The sequence below is a fragment of the Pseudomonas sp. P9_31 genome (assembly GCF_034008235.1).
In the GTDB taxonomy this organism is placed as follows: Bacteria; Pseudomonadota; Gammaproteobacteria; order Pseudomonadales; family Pseudomonadaceae; genus Aquipseudomonas.
Genome location: NZ_CP125375.1, coordinates 1360736 through 1377034, shown reverse-complemented (window position 1 = coordinate 1377034; position 16299 = coordinate 1360736). Strand labels below are relative to the sequence as shown.

17 protein-coding genes are annotated in these 16299 nt (G+C 58.6%); 9 read left to right on the top strand and 8 right to left on the bottom strand.

The features are described from left to right. Positions 1-43 precede the first annotated feature (43 nt). Together QMK51_RS06270 and QMK51_RS06265 are read right to left on the bottom strand one after the other, a co-directional pair. On the bottom strand, positions 44-1261 hold the full coding sequence (locus QMK51_RS06270; RefSeq protein ID WP_007938916.1) for an argininosuccinate synthase: 1218 nt from the start codon (positions 1259-1261) through the stop codon (positions 44-46). Between the two features lie 129 nt (positions 1262-1390). Next, positions 1391-2299, bottom strand: coding sequence for a flagellar protein MotY (locus tag QMK51_RS06265; protein WP_320393460.1), 909 nt, complete (start codon positions 2297-2299; stop codon positions 1391-1393). A 157-nt stretch (positions 2300-2456) separates the two neighbouring features. On the opposite strand from QMK51_RS06265, the gene pyrC reads away from it, so the two are divergent. Continuing rightward, positions 2457-3503, top strand: coding sequence for a dihydroorotase (gene pyrC, locus QMK51_RS06260; RefSeq protein WP_205887390.1), 1047 nt, complete (start codon positions 2457-2459; stop codon positions 3501-3503). Then, entirely contained in the window at positions 3500-4177 is a 678-nt protein-coding gene (gene rnt / locus QMK51_RS06255) for a ribonuclease T (protein ID WP_007898509.1), read from the top strand. Before pyrC ends, rnt begins: the two co-directional genes overlap by 4 nt. A 121-nt stretch (positions 4178-4298) precedes the next feature. Here the strand turns inward: rnt and QMK51_RS06250 are convergent, their stop codons facing one another. Next, on the bottom strand, positions 4299-4901 hold the full coding sequence (locus QMK51_RS06250; RefSeq protein ID WP_253416557.1) for a peroxiredoxin: 603 nt from the start codon (positions 4899-4901) through the stop codon (positions 4299-4301). Between the two features lie 314 nt (positions 4902-5215). On the opposite strand from QMK51_RS06250, the gene QMK51_RS06245 reads away from it, so the two are divergent. Next, a complete protein-coding gene (locus QMK51_RS06245) occupies positions 5216-5434 on the top strand; it encodes a bacterioferritin-associated ferredoxin (RefSeq protein ID WP_007938921.1) in 219 nt (72 codons plus the stop codon). A gap of 200 nt (positions 5435-5634) precedes the next feature. Further along, a complete protein-coding gene (gene bfr / locus QMK51_RS06240; RefSeq protein ID WP_007898512.1) occupies positions 5635-6108 on the top strand; it encodes a bacterioferritin in 474 nt (157 codons plus the stop codon). 197 nt (positions 6109-6305) lie between these two features. Here the strand turns inward: bfr and grxD are convergent, their stop codons facing one another. From grxD to QMK51_RS06225, 3 genes are all read right to left on the bottom strand, one after another. Next, on the bottom strand, positions 6306-6647 hold the full coding sequence (gene grxD, locus QMK51_RS06235; protein WP_258699311.1) for a Grx4 family monothiol glutaredoxin: 342 nt from the start codon (positions 6645-6647) through the stop codon (positions 6306-6308). A gap of 97 nt (positions 6648-6744) precedes the next feature. Then, the gene (locus tag QMK51_RS06230; protein ID WP_320393459.1) at positions 6745-8853 is read right to left on the bottom strand and encodes a molybdopterin oxidoreductase family protein; all 2109 of its coding nucleotides are present in this window, start codon (positions 8851-8853) and stop codon (positions 6745-6747) included. Positions 8854-8987: 134 nt separating this feature from the next. Further along, a complete protein-coding gene (locus QMK51_RS06225; protein ID WP_258616910.1) occupies positions 8988-9278 on the bottom strand; it encodes a hypothetical protein in 291 nt (96 codons plus the stop codon). Between the two features lie 405 nt (positions 9279-9683). On the opposite strand from QMK51_RS06225, the gene argF reads away from it, so the two are divergent. Together argF and QMK51_RS06215 are read left to right on the top strand one after the other, a co-directional pair. Continuing rightward, a complete protein-coding gene (gene argF / locus QMK51_RS06220) occupies positions 9684-10604 on the top strand; it encodes an ornithine carbamoyltransferase (RefSeq protein WP_258699309.1) in 921 nt (306 codons plus the stop codon). Further along, on the top strand, positions 10601-11710 hold the full coding sequence (locus tag QMK51_RS06215) for an ABC transporter ATP-binding protein (RefSeq protein WP_258699308.1): 1110 nt from the start codon (positions 10601-10603) through the stop codon (positions 11708-11710). Before argF ends, QMK51_RS06215 begins: the two co-directional genes overlap by 4 nt. Before the next feature lie 124 nt (positions 11711-11834). Here the strand turns inward: QMK51_RS06215 and ybaK are convergent, their stop codons facing one another. Next, the gene (gene ybaK / locus QMK51_RS06210; RefSeq protein ID WP_320393458.1) at positions 11835-12305 is read right to left on the bottom strand and encodes a Cys-tRNA(Pro) deacylase; all 471 of its coding nucleotides are present in this window, start codon (positions 12303-12305) and stop codon (positions 11835-11837) included. A gap of 369 nt (positions 12306-12674) precedes the next feature. On the opposite strand from ybaK, the gene QMK51_RS06205 reads away from it, so the two are divergent. The 3 genes from QMK51_RS06205 (at position 12675) to QMK51_RS06195 (ending at position 15959) form a co-directional block, all read left to right on the top strand. Continuing rightward, complete coding sequence (locus QMK51_RS06205) at positions 12675-13526, top strand: MIP/aquaporin family protein (protein WP_258699307.1); 852 nt, start codon at positions 12675-12677, stop codon at positions 13524-13526. A 76-nt stretch (positions 13527-13602) separates the two neighbouring features. Further along, positions 13603-15108 carry a glycerol kinase GlpK gene (gene glpK / locus QMK51_RS06200; protein WP_320393457.1) on the top strand — a complete coding sequence of 502 codons (1506 nt, stop codon included), beginning with the start codon at positions 13603-13605 and terminating at the stop codon, positions 15106-15108. A 95-nt stretch (positions 15109-15203) separates the two neighbouring features. Continuing rightward, a complete protein-coding gene (locus QMK51_RS06195) occupies positions 15204-15959 on the top strand; it encodes a DeoR/GlpR family transcriptional regulator (protein ID WP_007898523.1) in 756 nt (251 codons plus the stop codon). Between the two features lie 71 nt (positions 15960-16030). On the opposite strand, the gene QMK51_RS06190 is transcribed toward QMK51_RS06195, so the two are convergent. Then, positions 16031-16213 carry a hypothetical protein gene (locus QMK51_RS06190; RefSeq protein ID WP_320393456.1) on the bottom strand — a complete coding sequence of 61 codons (183 nt, stop codon included), beginning with the start codon at positions 16211-16213 and terminating at the stop codon, positions 16031-16033. Positions 16214-16299 lie beyond the last annotated feature (86 nt).

The following is a 16299-nucleotide window of genomic DNA, read 5'->3' as shown; positions in this document are numbered from 1 at the left end:
TTGTCATCGACAAGGCCACAAATCCATTACCGCATCAAAGGTCTCAGAACAGCTTCCGGCCCTTGTTCGCCGCGATACGCATGCGCAAGGCGTTGAGCTTGATGAAGCCCGCCGCATCGGCCTGGTTGTAGGCGCCGCCATCTTCCTCGAAGGTCGCGATGTTGGCGTCGAACAACGACTCGTCGGACTTACGGCCGGTGACGATCACATTGCCCTTGTACAGTTTCAGGCGCACAACGCCGTTCACATGAGCCTGGGAAGCGTCGATCATCTGTTGCAGCATCAGACGCTCAGGGCTCCACCAGTAACCGGTGTAGATCAGGCTGGCGTATTTCGGCATCAGCTCGTCTTTGAGGTGAGCCACTTCGCGGTCCAGGGTGATCGATTCGATCGCACGGTGAGCGCGCAGCATGATGGTGCCGCCAGGCGTCTCGTAGCAGCCACGGGACTTCATGCCGACGTAGCGGTTTTCGACGATGTCCAGACGGCCGATACCGTGTTCGCCGCCGATACGGTTCAAGGTCGCCAGCACGGTGGCCGGAGTCATTTCGACGCCGTCCAGTGCCACGATGTCGCCGTTGCGGTAGGTCAGTTCCAGATATTGCGGCTTGTCAGGAGCGTTCTCCGGAGAGACGGTCCAGCGCCACATGTCTTCTTCGTGCTCGGTCCAGGTGTCTTCCAGCACGCCGCCTTCATAGGAGATGTGCAGCAGGTTGGCATCCATCGAGTACGGGGATTTTTTCTTGCCGTGACGCTCGATCGGGATCGCGTGCTTCTCGGCGTAATCCATCAGCTTTTCACGGGACAGCAAGTCCCATTCGCGCCACGGAGCGATCACTTTCACGCCCGGCTTCAAGGCATAGGCGCCCAGTTCGAAACGAACCTGATCGTTGCCCTTGCCGGTCGCGCCGTGGGAAATGGCGTCAGCGCCGGTTTCGTTGGCGATTTCGATCAGGCGTTTGGCGATCAACGGACGAGCGATGGAAGTACCCAGCAGGTACTCACCTTCGTAAACGGTGTTGGCGCGAAACATCGGGAACACGAAATCGCGCACGAACTCTTCGCGCAGATCGTCGATGTAGATTTCTTTTACGCCCATGGCCTGTGCCTTGGCCCGGGCCGGCTCGACCTCTTCGCCCTGACCCAGGTCAGCGGTGAAGGTCACTACTTCACAGTTATAAGTATCCTGCAGCCACTTGAGGATCACCGAAGTGTCCAGGCCGCCGGAATACGCCAGAACGACCTTGTTTACGTCCGCCATGCCATCACTCCACGGGGTTCTACGGAAAGCTGTCAAGTCTACCGCTCATGCAGGATAATTTACAGAGGCGCGACAGCTTATGACGACGAAGCGACAGATTATGTCGAGCGAGCGACGATTTCAGCCGGTTCAGGAGGTTGTAGCGCTGCTCGCGGTGGCAGTGGCTTGAGGCGCCGGTTTCTCGGTCGGGGCTACCCGTTCGAGACGTACGGCAACCCGGCGGTTCTTCGCCCGATTGGCAGCGTTGTTGTTCGGCGCCAGCGGATAGCGCTCACCGTGAAAACGCAGTGTGATCTGCGATTCCTGAATACCATTGGCCTTGAAGAAATCCATCACCGCCAGCGCCCTGCGTCGTGACAGTTCACGGTTGATCAGGCGGTTACCGCTGTTGTCGGAATGGCCGTCAAGCTCAATGTGGTTGACCGTTGGATCGGCTTTCATGAATTCCAGCATGACCTGCAACTGGGCCTTGGCCCTGGCATCGAGATCGACGCCTTCACCCGTAAACCCGACCTCGGATTGCTTCACCTGCTCGAAATTCTGCGGCAGCAACTTGGCCACGCACCCCTGATAGTCGCTGTAGGCCTTGCTGAATTTGACCGGCAGCAGCCGGACTTCAGACACCCGACCGTCGCCCGAGGAGTGTCGAACGACCGGGCTGCGACCATCCATCAACCCGCTGATCAGGCGCCCGGCCTGAGCTTGCGAGCTGTTGAACAGCACGTTGCCACTGCCGATTCTCACCGAGCCCAGATTGATGTCGCCACGCCCCGGCTGCCATGGCGCAGCGGCCGCCAGCAAGGTTGCGGAACCCCCTCCGATCATCGAGTTGTAGGCCTTCAGACGAAATGTTGCCTGCTCGCCAGCGCGACGCACGAACTCACCCGAACCGAAATCGGTGATCGGTTGAGTCAGACGGCATTCGAACTTGTCACCTTCGACCGTCCACTCAATGCTCTCCAGACGAGTCTGGAAAGTGAGCGCCATTGCAGGAAGGCTGGCAAACACACTGAGCAAGGCTAAATAACGCTGGCGCACGGGAGGCTCCACTGGCTTCTACAACGAAAAGACCGACACACAGGTTTAGGGCATACCTGTTGGGTATCGGATGCTTGTCGTAAAACTTGATAGCGAGTGCCTGGAAGAGTCTTTTCCGGTAGCATTCCCCTGAGTTTGACCCGCCTGGAATCCCCTCATGTCCGACCGCCTGACCCTGCTGCGTCCCGACGACTGGCACATTCATCTTCGCGATGGTGCTGTGTTGACCAATACCGTCGCGGATGTCGCGCGCACCTTTGGTCGCGCCATCATCATGCCCAACCTGGTACCTCCGGTGCGCAACGCTGCTGAAGCCGATGGCTATCGCCAGCGGATTCTCGCCGCACGTCCGGCCGGCAGCCGCTTCGAACCGTTGATGGTTCTGTACCTGACCGACCGCACCCAGCCTGAAGAAATTCGTGAGGCCAAGGCCAGCGGTTTCATTCACGCCGCCAAGCTGTACCCGGCCGGCGCGACCACCAACTCGGATTCTGGCGTCACCAGCATCGACAAGATTTTCCCTGCACTCGAGGCCATGGCCGAAGTCGGGATGCCCTTGCTGGTTCACGGTGAAGTCACCCGCGGCGATGTCGACGTTTTCGATCGCGAAAAAATCTTCATCGATGAGCATATGCGGCGGGTAGTCGAGCGTTTTCCGACCCTCAAAGTGGTGTTCGAACACATCACCACCGCTGACGCCGTGCAGTTCGTCAACGCGGCTTCGGCCAACGTCGGCGCGACCATCACCGCGCACCACCTGCTGTACAACCGTAACCACATGCTGGTGGGCGGGATTCGGCCGCACTTCTATTGCCTGCCGATCCTCAAGCGTAATACCCATCAGGAAGCCCTGCTCGACGCCGCCACCAGTGGCAGCGACAAGTTCTTCCTCGGCACCGATTCGGCGCCCCATGCCCAGCACGCCAAAGAAGCGGCGTGCGGTTGTGCCGGCTGCTACACCGCTTATGCCGCGATCGAGATGTATGCCGAAGCCTTCGAACAGCGTAATGCGCTGGACAAGCTCGAAGCCTTCGCCAGCCTCAATGGCCCGCGTTTCTACGGCCTGCCGGCGAACACCGATCGCATCACCCTGGTCCGCGACGAGTGGACCGCCCCAACCAGCCTGCCATTTGGCGAGCTGACCGTAATCCCGCTGCGCGCCGGTGAAAAACTGCGCTGGCGCTTGCTGGAGGAACACGCGTGAGTGAAGACCATTTCGATGACGAACAGGACGGTAATGGCGGCGGGGGCGGTTCCCGTCATCCAATGGCAGCCAGGTTCCGGGGTTACCTGCCGGTAGTCGTCGACGTAGAAACCGGTGGCTTCAACTCGGCCACCGACGCCCTGCTGGAAATCGCCGCCACCGTGATTGGCATGGATGAAAAAGGCTTTGTGTACCCTGAGCACACCTACTTCTTCCGGGTCGAGCCTTTCGAAGGTGCGAACATCGAAGCGGCAGCCCTGGAGTTCACCGGAATCAAGCTCGACCACCCGCTACGCATGGCGGTAAGTGAAGAAGCGGCCCTGACCGATATCTTTCGCGGTGTGCGCAAGGCCCTGAAGGCCAACGGTTGCAAACGGGCGATTCTGGTCGGGCACAACAGCAGCTTCGACCTGGGCTTCCTCAACGCCGCTGTCGCGCGCCTGGACATGAAACGCAACCCGTTTCACCCGTTCTCCAGCTTCGACACCGCGACCCTCGCCGGTCTGGCCTACGGTCAAACCGTATTGGCCAAGGCCTGCCAGGCAGCGGACATCGACTTCGACGGACGTGAGGCACATTCGGCTCGCTACGACACCGAGAAGACGGCTGACCTGTTCTGCGGCATCGTCAATCGCTGGAAACAAATGGGTGGCTGGGAAGACTACAACGACTGATCCGTCACTAATCTGTGGCGAGGGAGCTTGCTCCCTCGCCACAGGTGAACAGCATGGGTTTATCCCGCCCATAAAAAAACCGGCCTTTCTGAGGCCGGTTTTTTATTGCCGGACGCCTGGCTTACAGTGCAGCAGCATTCTCGGTCAGGTAAGCCGCAACGCCTTCTGGCGAAGCGTTCATGCCTTTGTCGCCTTTTTTCCAGTTGGCAGGGCAAACTTCGCCGTGCTCTTCGTGGAATTGCAGAGCGTCGACCAGACGGATCAGCTCTTCCATGTTACGGCCCAGTGGCAGGTCGTTGATGATCTGCGAGCGGACAACGCCTTTGTCATCGATCAGGAACGCGCCACGGAAAGCCACGCCGCCTTCGGACTCAACGTCGTAGGCCTTGGCGATTTCGTGCTTCATGTCGGCAGCCATGGTGTAACGAACCTGGCCGATGCCGCCATTGTTCACCGGGGTGTTGCGCCATGCGTTGTGGGTGAAGTGAGAGTCGATCGAAACGGCGACCACTTCAACGTTGCGTGCCTTGAAGTCAGCCATGCGGTTGTCCAGAGCGATCAGCTCGGACGGGCAAACGAAGGTGAAGTCCAGTGGGTAGAAGAACACCAGGCCGTATTTGCCTTTGATGGCCGAGGACAGGGTGTAGCTGTCTACGATTTCGCCATTGCCGAGTACGGCCGGTACGGTGAAGTCAGGGGCTTGTTTGCCTACGAGTACGCTCATTGGATATCTCCTGGTGTAATAACGTTGAAGAACAGGGTTCATGCCAGCCTGTCACCCTCAAGCGACAGCCCTGTGACACGAACCTCCTTCGCAAAAGGCCGACCATCATACACCGCGTTTTTCGCCTGTCCTTAGCGGTTTTTTTCAGACGGGCAAAATGGCCGCCGCTATATTTTCTTCACAGGCGCGAGAGCAAACCGTTCGTCAGTCACAGGCCCTTATGACGAAAAGCCTTCAGAAACCACTTTGACAATCATTCTCGTTAACATTAAGATCCATCGCAATTGAGTCACAACCAGCGACGGTTCTCACTTATGTATGTCTGCCTCTGCACTGGCGTCACCGACGGTCAAATCCGCGATGCAATCTATGAAGGTTGCTGCAGCTACAAGGAAGTCCGTCAGGCTACCGGCGTAGCCAGCCAATGCGGTAAATGCGCCTGCCTTGCCAAGGAAGTGGTCCGTGAAACACTGGGCAAACTGCAAACGGCCCAGGCAGCGATCCCCTACCCCGTAGAATTTACCGCCGCATAACTACCGTATTTCAAAGAACCGGACTTGATGTCCGGTTTTTTTATGTCTGAAAATCAATCGCTTAGGCCCTAGACGCGGAACACAAACATTCTTATTCCGATTAATTTTCATTTAAGTTTCAATAACTTAGGTTTGACACTGTTAATTACGCAGCTCAGACTCTGCCTGATATACAGCGAATACAGGGCAGGACTCCCATCATGAAAGGCGACGTTACAGTCATCCAGCATCTCAACAAAATCCTTGCCAATGAGCTGGTCGCGATCAATCAGTACTTCCTGCATGCGCGCATGTATGAAGATTGGGGCCTGAACAAGCTCGGCAAGCACGAGTACCACGAATCCATCGATGAGATGAAGCACGCTGACAAGCTGATCAAGCGCATCCTGTTCCTTGAAGGCCTACCGAATGTCCAGGACCTGGGCAAGCTGCACATCGGCGAACACACCAAGGAAATGCTTGAGTGTGACCTGAAGATCGAACGCGACGGCCATGCCGATCTGAAAGTCGCTATCGCTCATTGCGAAACCGTCGGCGACTTCGGCAGCCGTGAACTGCTCGAAGACATTCTCGAATCCGAAGAAGAACATATCGACTGGCTGGAAACCCAGCTGGGCCTGATCGATAAAGTCGGTCTTGAGAACTATCTGCAATCGCAGATGGGCGAAGAGTAAGTTAGCACCCGCTAACCTCGAGACAATAAAAAGCCCCGCTCTCTTTTAAAGAGGCGGGGCTTTTTAATGACCGAATTTCAGGCTCACCCTGGAACAAGTGAGGGAGCGAGCTTGCTCGCGAAAGCGGTAGGTCAGTCAACCAATCTGTTGAATGTTGTACCGTCTTCGCGAGCAAGCCCGCTCCCTCACTCAGCGAATCAGGCGTCGGTCTTGTTGGCAGCAGCAGCTTCAACAGCGGCTTTGATCGTCGCTTGCAACGAACCGTCAGCAGACATTTCAGTCATGATGTCGCTACCACCGACCAGCTCACCACCGACCCACAGTTGCGGGAAGGTTGGCCAGTTGGCGTACTTTGGCAGGTTGGCGCGGATTTCCGGGTTCTGCAGGATGTCCACATAGGCAAACTTTTCGCCACAGGCCATTACAGCCTGAGCGGCTTTCGCGGAGAACCCACACTGTGGGGCATTCGGCGAGCCTTTCATGTAAAGCAGAATGGTGTTGTTGGCAATCTGCTCTTTAATCGTTTCGATGATATCCATGGAGCACCTCGGCTGAACTTTCCGACTCAGTGGTCGGCACGGTGGCGCATTGTAACGGAAACCCGAGCGCCATGCTCGGCCTCCCCGACAGTCATGTTCATGCCGCCGCCACGGTCACCGGCACGCCGTTCAGCGCCGCGTTGCCCGACAACTCATCGAGTTGACATTCGTCAGTCAGGTCATTGGCGCTGGAACCTGGCTGGCCACTGGCAATCGTCATCTGCACGCCCGGCCGCGCATGACCCCAACCGTGAGGCAGGCTGACCACACCTTTCATCATATCCAGGCTGGCGACCACTTCAACCTCGATCACGCCAACCCGCGAACTGACGCGCACCCGCTGCCCATCGCTGAGCCCCCGGCTGGCGAGGTCGTCCGGGTTCATCAGCAGTTGATGGCGCGGTTTGCCCTTCACCAGACGGTGATAGTTGTGCATCCATGAATTGTTACTACGCACATGACGGCGACCGATCATCAGCAGCTCATCGGCGGCCGGTGCTTGTAGCGCCGCGAAGCGCGCCAGGTCGGCGAGGATCTCGACAGGCGCTGCCTGGACTCGTTGATTGGCGGTCTTCAGGCGTGGCGTCAGGTTGGGTTTGAGCGCGCCGAGATCGATACCGTGAGGGTGATCGAACAAGGTCGCCAGTGACAGCTTGTGTTCCGAAGCATCGCCGTACAGCCCCATCCGCAGCCCTCGGTCGATCATCTGCGCCGGCGCGATGGTCGGTTTCAGCTCCTTGCCGGTCTTGGTCGCAAAGGCTTTGGCCAGCCCCACGAAGACTTCCCAGTCATGCAGCGCGCCTTCAGGCTTGGCCAGGATTGCCCGGTTGAAACGAGTGACGTTACGCACCGCGAACATGTTGAACGTGGTGTCGTAATGATCGTTCTCCAGTGCGGAGGTCGACGGCAGGATCAGGTCGGCATAACGCGTGGTTTCATTGATGTACAGATCGACGCTGACCATGAACTCCAGTCCGTCCAGCGCCTGCTCGAGTTGTCGGCCATTGGGCGTGGACAGCACCGGATTACCCGCAACGGTGATCAGTGCGCGGACCTGCCCTTCCCCTTCGGTGAGCATCTCTTCGGCCAGTGCCGACACCGGTAACTCGCCACCGTATTCAGGACGCCCGGACACGCGGCTTTGCCACAGATTGAAATGACCGCCCGAAGTAGACGCTACCAGGTCCACCGCAGGCTCGGTGCATAACGCACCGCCCACCCGATCGAGGTTGCCGGTGACCAGATTGATCAGTTGCACCAGCCAATGACACAGGGTGCCGAAAGCCTGGGTCGAAACGCCCATGCGACCGTAGCAGACCGCAGTCGGAGCTGCCGCGAAGTCCCGCGCCAGTTGACGAATCTGTTCGGCGGGCACTGCGCACAACGGGCTCATGGCTTCGGCAGTGAAGGTGACGATGGCCTCACGCATCTCATCCAGACCATCGACCGGCAAATGACTGTCGCAGGTCAGGCCTTCGGCAAACAACGTATTAAGCAGCCCGAACAACAGCGCCGCATCGCCACCGGGGCGCACGAACAGATGCTGATCGGCAATCGCCGCCGTTTCGCTGCGACGCGGATCGACCACCACCACTTTGCCGCCCCGGGCCTGAATCGCCTTGAGGCGCTTCTCTACATCCGGCACGGTCATGATGCTGCCGTTGGACGCCAGTGGATTGCCGCCCAGGATCAGCATGAAATCGGTGTGATCGATGTCCGGGATCGGCAACAGCAAGCCGTGGCCGTACATCAAATGACTGGTCAAGTGATGGGGTAACTGATCGACCGACGTCGCTGAAAACCGGTTACGGGTTTTCAGCAGACCGAGAAAATAATTGCTGTGGGTCATCAGCCCGTAATTGTGCACGCTGGGATTGCCCTGATAGACCGCCACCGCATTTTGCCCGTGACGTGCCTGAATCGCCGCCAGGCGTTCGGCTACAAGGGCGAAGGCGTCTTCCCACTCAATGGGCTGCCATTCGCCACCCACACGCCGCATCGGCTGCCGCAGGCGATCCGGGTCGTTCTGTATGTCTTGCAGCGCGACCGCTTTGGGGCAGATATGCCCACGGCTGAAGGCGTCCTGAGGATCCCCCTTGATCGAGGTAATCTGTACGCCGCTGCCTTCGACCTCGGTGGTTTCGATGGTCAGACCGCAGATGGCTTCACACAGGTGGCACGCACGGTGATGGAGAGTCTTGGTCATGGCCAGTCTCTGTTTTGTTCTGGGCGGGCAATATCGGCCGCGGGAACAAAACTATGGCGCGCGACTCGCCCCTTTGCCAGCGACGTTCGTCTTGTGAATCGGTGACTATCAGGCCAGCCGATGGCAGCAAGGGATCAGTTCGATGGCAGACTCGGCGGCGCCTGCAACTGGATCTCCTCGATGGTTTCGATCTGCTCGTGGGCAACATGCACGCCGGTGAGCTCGCCGATCAGTCGCCAATGCTCGTCGAGCCCGGCGCTGATGGTGGCCATGCGGTCGATCATGCGCCGGCCGGCCACCTTCGTGACTTCGTCTTCACTACGCAACAATTCGAAAGACATCGAGGTCATGGAAGCAGTGAGGTGGGTCAGGGAGCGTGCCGTAAGGCCAAGTAGCTCCATCAACAGCTGTTCTTTCGATTCCATTCCAAAGGCTTCCTGCGTCGCTCGTGCCTTAGTTATAACCCAGCACTTTGCTTTAGCAAATATTTCGGACAACACACATTGCCCGCCAGAGGCTCGAATGACAGGTCAAAAACCGACCGTCAACGCATCGCCCACGCCCCGTTTGATTGCCAAGCCCGACGGGGCCGGTGTACAAATGGTCAGCTACTGTCAGGAAACAGGCTTCAAAAGCGCTACTGCGGTCACCCCGTAGCCCCTCTGAAATCCCCCAACACCGTAGCCCATTGGAAAAACGCGACATTTAATGTCAATATCGCGCCTTCCCCTATTTCGTCGCCCCGTGCGGCTTACGCCGCAGGTCTCGCCCGTTTTTCAGTTAAACAAGGCTTTGAGTATCTGCGGTCTGTTGCAAAAAGGTAGTCAATGATGAGCGCAAGGCACTTTCTCTCCCTGATGGATTGCACGCCCGAAGAGCTGGTCAGCGTGATCCGTCGAGGCGTTGAGCTCAAGGACCTGCGTAACCGCGGCGTACTGTTCGAGCCGTTGAAGAACCGCGTCCTGGGGATGATTTTCGAGAAGTCCTCGACCCGCACCCGTATTTCGTTCGAAGCCGGCATGATCCAGCTCGGTGGTCAGGCGATCTTCCTGTCGCCGCGCGACACCCAACTGGGCCGTGGCGAGCCGATCGGCGACTGCGCCATCGTCATGTCGAGCATGCTCGATGCAGTGATGATCCGTACCTTTGCCCACAACACTCTGACCGAATTCGCTGCCAACTCCCGTGTGCCCGTCATCAACGGCCTGTCCGATGACCTGCACCCGTGCCAGTTGCTGGCCGACATGCAAACCTTCCTCGAGCATCGCGGTTCGATTCAAGGCAAGACCGTGGCCTGGATCGGCGACGGTAACAACATGTGCAACAGCTATATAGAAGCGGCGATCCAGTTCGACTTCCAGTTGCGCATCGCCTGCCCGGAAGGTTACGAACCCAATCCTGAATTCGTGGCCAAGGCCGGCGATCGGGTGACCATCGTCCGCGATCCGCAGGAAGCCGTGCGCGGCGCACACCTGGTGAGCACCGACGTCTGGACCTCCATGGGCCAGGAAGAGGAAACCGCCAAGCGCCTGAAGTTGTTCGCACCGTTCCAGGTCAACCGCGCCCTGCTCGACCTGGCCGCCCCGGACGTGCTGTTCATGCATTGCCTGCCAGCCCACCGTGGCGAGGAAATCAGCCTCGACTTGCTTGACGACCCACGCTCGGTGGCCTGGGATCAAGCCGAAAACCGTCTTCACGCACAAAAGGCCCTGCTCGAGTTCCTTGTCCCGCCGTCGTATCACCACGCATGAGCCAGCCATTACTGCTGAACCTGCGCAATCTCGCCTGCGGTTATCAAAACCAGCGGGTTGTGCAGAACCTCAACCTGCATTTGAATGCCGGCGATATCGGTTGCCTGCTGGGGTCTTCGGGCTGCGGCAAAACCACCACCCTGCGAGCGATCGCCGGTTTCGAACCGGTGCACGAAGGTGAAATCCAGCTGGCGGGCGAGACTATCTCCAGCGCTGGCTTCACCCTCGCTCCGGAGAAACGTCGCATCGGCATGGTGTTCCAGGATTACGCGCTGTTTCCGCATTTGAGCGTGGCCGAGAACATCGCTTTCGGGATCCGCAAGCATCCGCAAAAGGATCGCGTCACCGAAGAGTTGCTTGAACTGGTCAACCTGAAAAACCTCGGCAAGCGCTTCCCCCATGAGCTGTCCGGCGGCCAGCAGCAACGTGTCGCCCTGGCCCGCGCTCTGGCGCCGGAACCACAACTGCTGTTGCTCGACGAACCGTTCTCCAACCTCGACGGCGAACTGCGACGCAAGCTCAGCCATGAAGTACGCGACATTCTCAAGGCGCGCGGCACCAGTGCGATTCTGGTGACCCACGATCAGGAAGAAGCCTTCGCAGTCAGCGACCATGTCGGTGTTTTCAAGGAAGGTCGCCTGGAGCAGTGGGACACCCCCTACAACCTCTATCACGAACCCCTGACGCCATTCGTGGCCAGTTTCATTGGCCAGGGTTACTTCATTCGCGGCCAGTTGAGCAGCCCGGAGTCGGTACAGACCGAGTTGGGCGAACTGCGCGGCAATCGTGCCTACACCTGGCCGATCGGTGGCGCCGTAGACGTGCTGTTGCGGCCGGACGATATCGTCTACGCGCCGGCCAGCCCTCTGAAGGCGCAGATTATCGGCAAGAGTTTCCAGGGTGCATCGACCCTATACCGCCTGCAATTGCCGACAGGCGCGCAGTTGGAGTCGATCTTCCCGAGTCACGCCGATCATCTGGTCGGTGCTGAAGTTGGCATCCGGGTAGCGGCTGAACACCTGGTGCTGTTCCAGGCCTCCGGCAGCACGGCGGCGCAGATTCCAGCGGTCGAGTCCAGTGTCCGGCGCTACAGCCCCGCCAGCTGAACCACCGCTAAAAGATCGCAGCCTTCGGCAGCTCCTACAATGGAACGCGTACTCCTGTAGGAGCTGCCGAAGGCTGCGATCTTTTCGGCTCATCCCTACCAATCTTCCCCTAGGGGCCTTCTGCTCAGGCGCGACCGATACCGGCGAACTTCGCCTGGGTGTGTTCAGCCAGCACAGCGGGCGCCAGCTCGACTTCCAGACCGCGCCGTCCGGCGCTGACGAAAATGCTGGAAAAAGGCTGAGCCGAATGATCGATAAAGGTACGCAGACGCTTCTTCTGCCCGAGCGGGCTGATGCCGCCTAACAGATACCCCGTCGAACGCTGTGCGGCAGCAGGATCGGCCATTTCGACTTTTTTCACGCCAGCGGCCTGCGCAAGCGCCTTCAAGTCCAGACTTCCGACGACCGGTACCACTGCCACCAACAACTCCCCCTTCTCGCTGGCCGCCAGCAACGTCTTGAACACCTGCGCCGGGTCCAGGCCCAGTTTCTCCGCAGCCTCGAGACCATAGGACGCTGCCTTCGGATCATGTTCGTAGCTGTGCACGCGATGTTCGGCACGAACTTTTTTCAACAAATCCAATGCAGGGGTCATGGCAGCTCCGGGCCAGGCGGCAGAAGAAAAATACTGCGCCGGATTCTAGGTCATTGATCAACAAAAGGCTCCATTGCCGCGCCGTTTCAAAGGTTTGGCCGCACCTTCGACCACTCGTCCGCAGCCAGCCTGCCACGTGAACGATGCAATCATTCACGTGACTAGTAGTTGATTTGTGACTGACGGTTCACTTTCGACCTTTGACAGCAGCGTTTCTTGTCTATATTTTTTCGAATCTGAATACTGTACGAATGTCTCACCACAGCACCCGGCAGTAAGCCGAGCACAGGATGGGGATCCTGCCTCGGTGGAAATCGCGCTTTGGCCATGATGAAAGAAGCGCCAGACAACAACAAAAAAGAGGTTTCAATGACAACTGCTTTACAACAACCGTCGCTCTCGAGCCAATGCATGGCCGAGTTTCTGGGTACTGCATTGCTGATATTTTTCGGCACCGGATGCGTTGCCGCGCTCAAGGTGGCGGGTGCCAGCTTCGGTCTGTGGGAAATCAGCATCATATGGGGGGTTGGCGTCAGCATGGCGATCTACCTCACCGCCGGCGTTTCCGGCGCGCACCTCAACCCGGCCGTGAGTATTGCGCTGAGCATCTTCGCTGACTTCGAAAAGCGCAAACTACCCTTTTATATCTTCGCCCAAGTGGCCGGCGCCTTCTGCGGGGCCTTATTGGTTTACACGCTGTATAGCAGCCTGTTTTTCGATTTCGAACAAACTCACCAAATGGTTCGTGGCACCGAGGCCAGCCTTGAGCTGGCCTCCGTGTTCTCCACCTTCCCCAACCCTGCCCTGTCCACGGCCCAGGCCTTTTTGGTCGAAGTGATCATCACCGCCATCCTGATGGGCGTGATCATGTCGCTGACCGACGACAACAATGGCCTGCCCAACGGGCCAATGGCGCCGTTGCTGATCGGCCTGCTGATTGCCGTGATTGGCAGCTCGATGGGCCCGCTGACCGGTTTTGCGATGAACCCGGCGCGTGATTTCGGCCCTAAATTGATGACTTTCTTTGCAGGCTGGGGTGAAATTTCCTTCACTGGCGGTCGCGACATCCCGTACTTCCTGATTCCGGTTTTTGCACCGATTGTCGGTGCCTGCCTCGGTGCTGCAGCTTATCGCGGGCTGATTGCCCGTCATCTGCCCAGCGTCATACCTGCTACAAAGAACGCAACACCGGCCATTGACGGCAAACCAAGAACGTCTTGAAACCGTTGGCGCGTGATCCTGCCCATTGGGTCCCGCGCCTGACTTCACTTTCCTTATTTCGTCCAAGGCAATCGACATGACCGACATTCAGAATAAGAACTACATCATTGCCCTCGATCAGGGTACGACCAGTTCCCGCGCGATCATTTTCGACCGCGACGCGAACGTGGTTTGCACTGCCCAGCGTGAATTCGCACAGCATTACCCACAAGCCGGCTGGGTCGAGCATGACCCGATGGAAATCTTCGCCACCCAAAGCGCCGTGATGGTCGAGGCCCTGGCCCAAGCCGGCCTGCATCACGACCAGGTCGCGGCCATCGGCATCACCAACCAGCGCGAAACCACCGTGGTCTGGGACAAGACCACCGGTCGCCCGATCTACAATGCGATCGTCTGGCAGTGCCGGCGCAGCACCGAAATCTGCCAGCAGCTCAAGCGCGATGGCCACGAGCAATACATCAGCGACACCACGGGCCTGGTCACCGACCCGTACTTCTCCGGCACCAAGCTCAAATGGATCCTCGACAACGTCGAAGGCAGCCGTGAGCGGGCGCGCAAGGGTGAACTGCTGTTCGGCACCGTCGACAGTTGGCTGATCTGGAAATTTACTGGCGGCAAGGTGCACGTCACCGACTACACCAACGCCTCGCGCACCCTGCTCTTCAACATCCACACGCTGGAGTGGGACGCGAAGATGCTGGAAGTCCTCGACATCCCGCGGGAGATGCTGCCGGAAGTTAAATCGTCGTCCGAAATCTACGGCCATACCAAAAGCGGCATCGCCATTGGCGGCATTGCCGGCGACCAGCAGGCTGCCCTCTTCGGCCAGATGTGCGTCGAGCCAGGCCAGGCGAAAAACACTTACGGCACCGGTTGCTTCCTGCTGATGAACACCGGTAACAAAGCGGTGAAATCCAAGCACGGCATGCTCACCACCATCGCTTGCGGCCCGCGCGGCGAGGTGGCCTATGCGCTGGAAGGTGCGGTCTTCAATGGCGGCTCCACCGTGCAGTGGCTGCGCGACGAGTTGAAAATCATCAACGACGCCCACGACACCGAATACTTCGCCAACAAGGTCAAGGACAGCAACGGCGTGTATCTGGTGCCGGCCTTCACCGGCCTGGGTGCTCCCTACTGGGACCCGTATGCTCGCGGCGCGCTGTTCGGCCTGACCCGTGGTGTACGCGTGGATCACATCATTCGTGCCGCGCTGGAGTCGATCGCCTACCAGACCCGCGACGTTCTGGACGCCATGCAGCAAGATTCCGGCGAACGCCTGAAGGCCCTGCGCGTAGACGGCGGCGCAGTCGCGAACAACTTCCTGATGCAGTTCCAGGCCGACATCCTCGGTACTCAGGTCGAGCGTCCGAAAATGCGCGAAACCACGGCACTGGGCGCGGCTTATCTGGCGGGTCTGGCCTGCGGCTTCTGGGGCAGCCTGGACGAGTTGCGCGGCAAGGCAGTGATCGAGCGCGAGTTCGAACCGACGCTGGACGAAACCGCGAAGGAAAAACTCTACGCTGGCTGGAAAAAAGCCGTCAGCCGCACTCGCGATTGGGAACCGCATGAGGGCGCTGAATAAGCCAAGCTGAGGGTTCGTATCAGCATGTAACTGGCAGGGAGTGGATTCGTGCGGCATGATGGGCGAATTTTGCACGGCAGCCCAAAGGAAGCCCCATGAATCTGCCTCCCCGTCAGCAGCAAATCCTTGAACTGGTCCGCGAACGCGGCTATGTCAGCATCGAGGAAATGGCTCAGCTGTTCGTCGTTACACCGCAAACCATCCGCCGTGATATCAATCAGCTGGCGGAAGTCAATCTGCTGCGTCGCTACCACGGCGGCGCGGCCTATGATTCCAGCGTCGAAAACACCGCCTACGCCATGCGCGCCGATCAGATGCGCGACGAAAAGCAGCGTATCGGCGAAGCCATTGCCGCTCAGATTCCCGATCACGCCTCGCTGTTCATCAATATCGGCACCACCACCGAGTCCATCGCTCGGGCGCTGCTCAATCACAATCACCTGAAGATCATCACCAACAACTTGCATGTGGCCTCAATGCTCAGCGCCAAGGACGACTTCGACGTCCTGCTGACGGGCGGCAACGTAAGGCGTGACGGTGGCGTGGTGGGTCAGGCCAGCGTCGACTTCATTAACCAGTTCAAGGTCGACTTCGCCCTGGTCGGTATCAGCGGCATCGATGAAGATGGCAGCCTGCTGGACTTCGATTACCAGGAAGTGCGGGTATCCCAGGCGATCATCGCCAACGCCCGGCAGGTGATTCTCGCGGCCGACTCCAGCAAATTCGGGCGCAACGCCATGATTCGACTGGGGCCGATCAGCCTGATCGATTGCCTGGTCACCGATCAGCAGCCTTCGCCGGCCTTGGCGCAGTTGTTGAGCCAACACAAGATTCGGTTGGAAGTGGTTTAACCCCTTTCTAGAACAGCGCGCTCCCTGTGGCGAGGGAGCTTGCTCCCGTTCGGCTGCGCAGCAGACGCCAATCAGACAACATGTTCTTCCTGAGATACTGCGGTTGCCGGTTTTAGGGCCGCTTCGCAGCCCAGCGGGAGCAAGCTCCCTCGCCACAGAAGCACTCCCCCACCACCACCACCACCACCACCACCACCACCACCACTAAATGTTCGAATATTTTCCTTTAGCCGCCCTTCGATCAGTATTTTCAATCGAAGCTCGCTGGCTGCGGGCGTCTTTATGGGCTAATATTTTCGCAAACGAACATAAATGTTCGAATTCAAATATAGAAATCCCA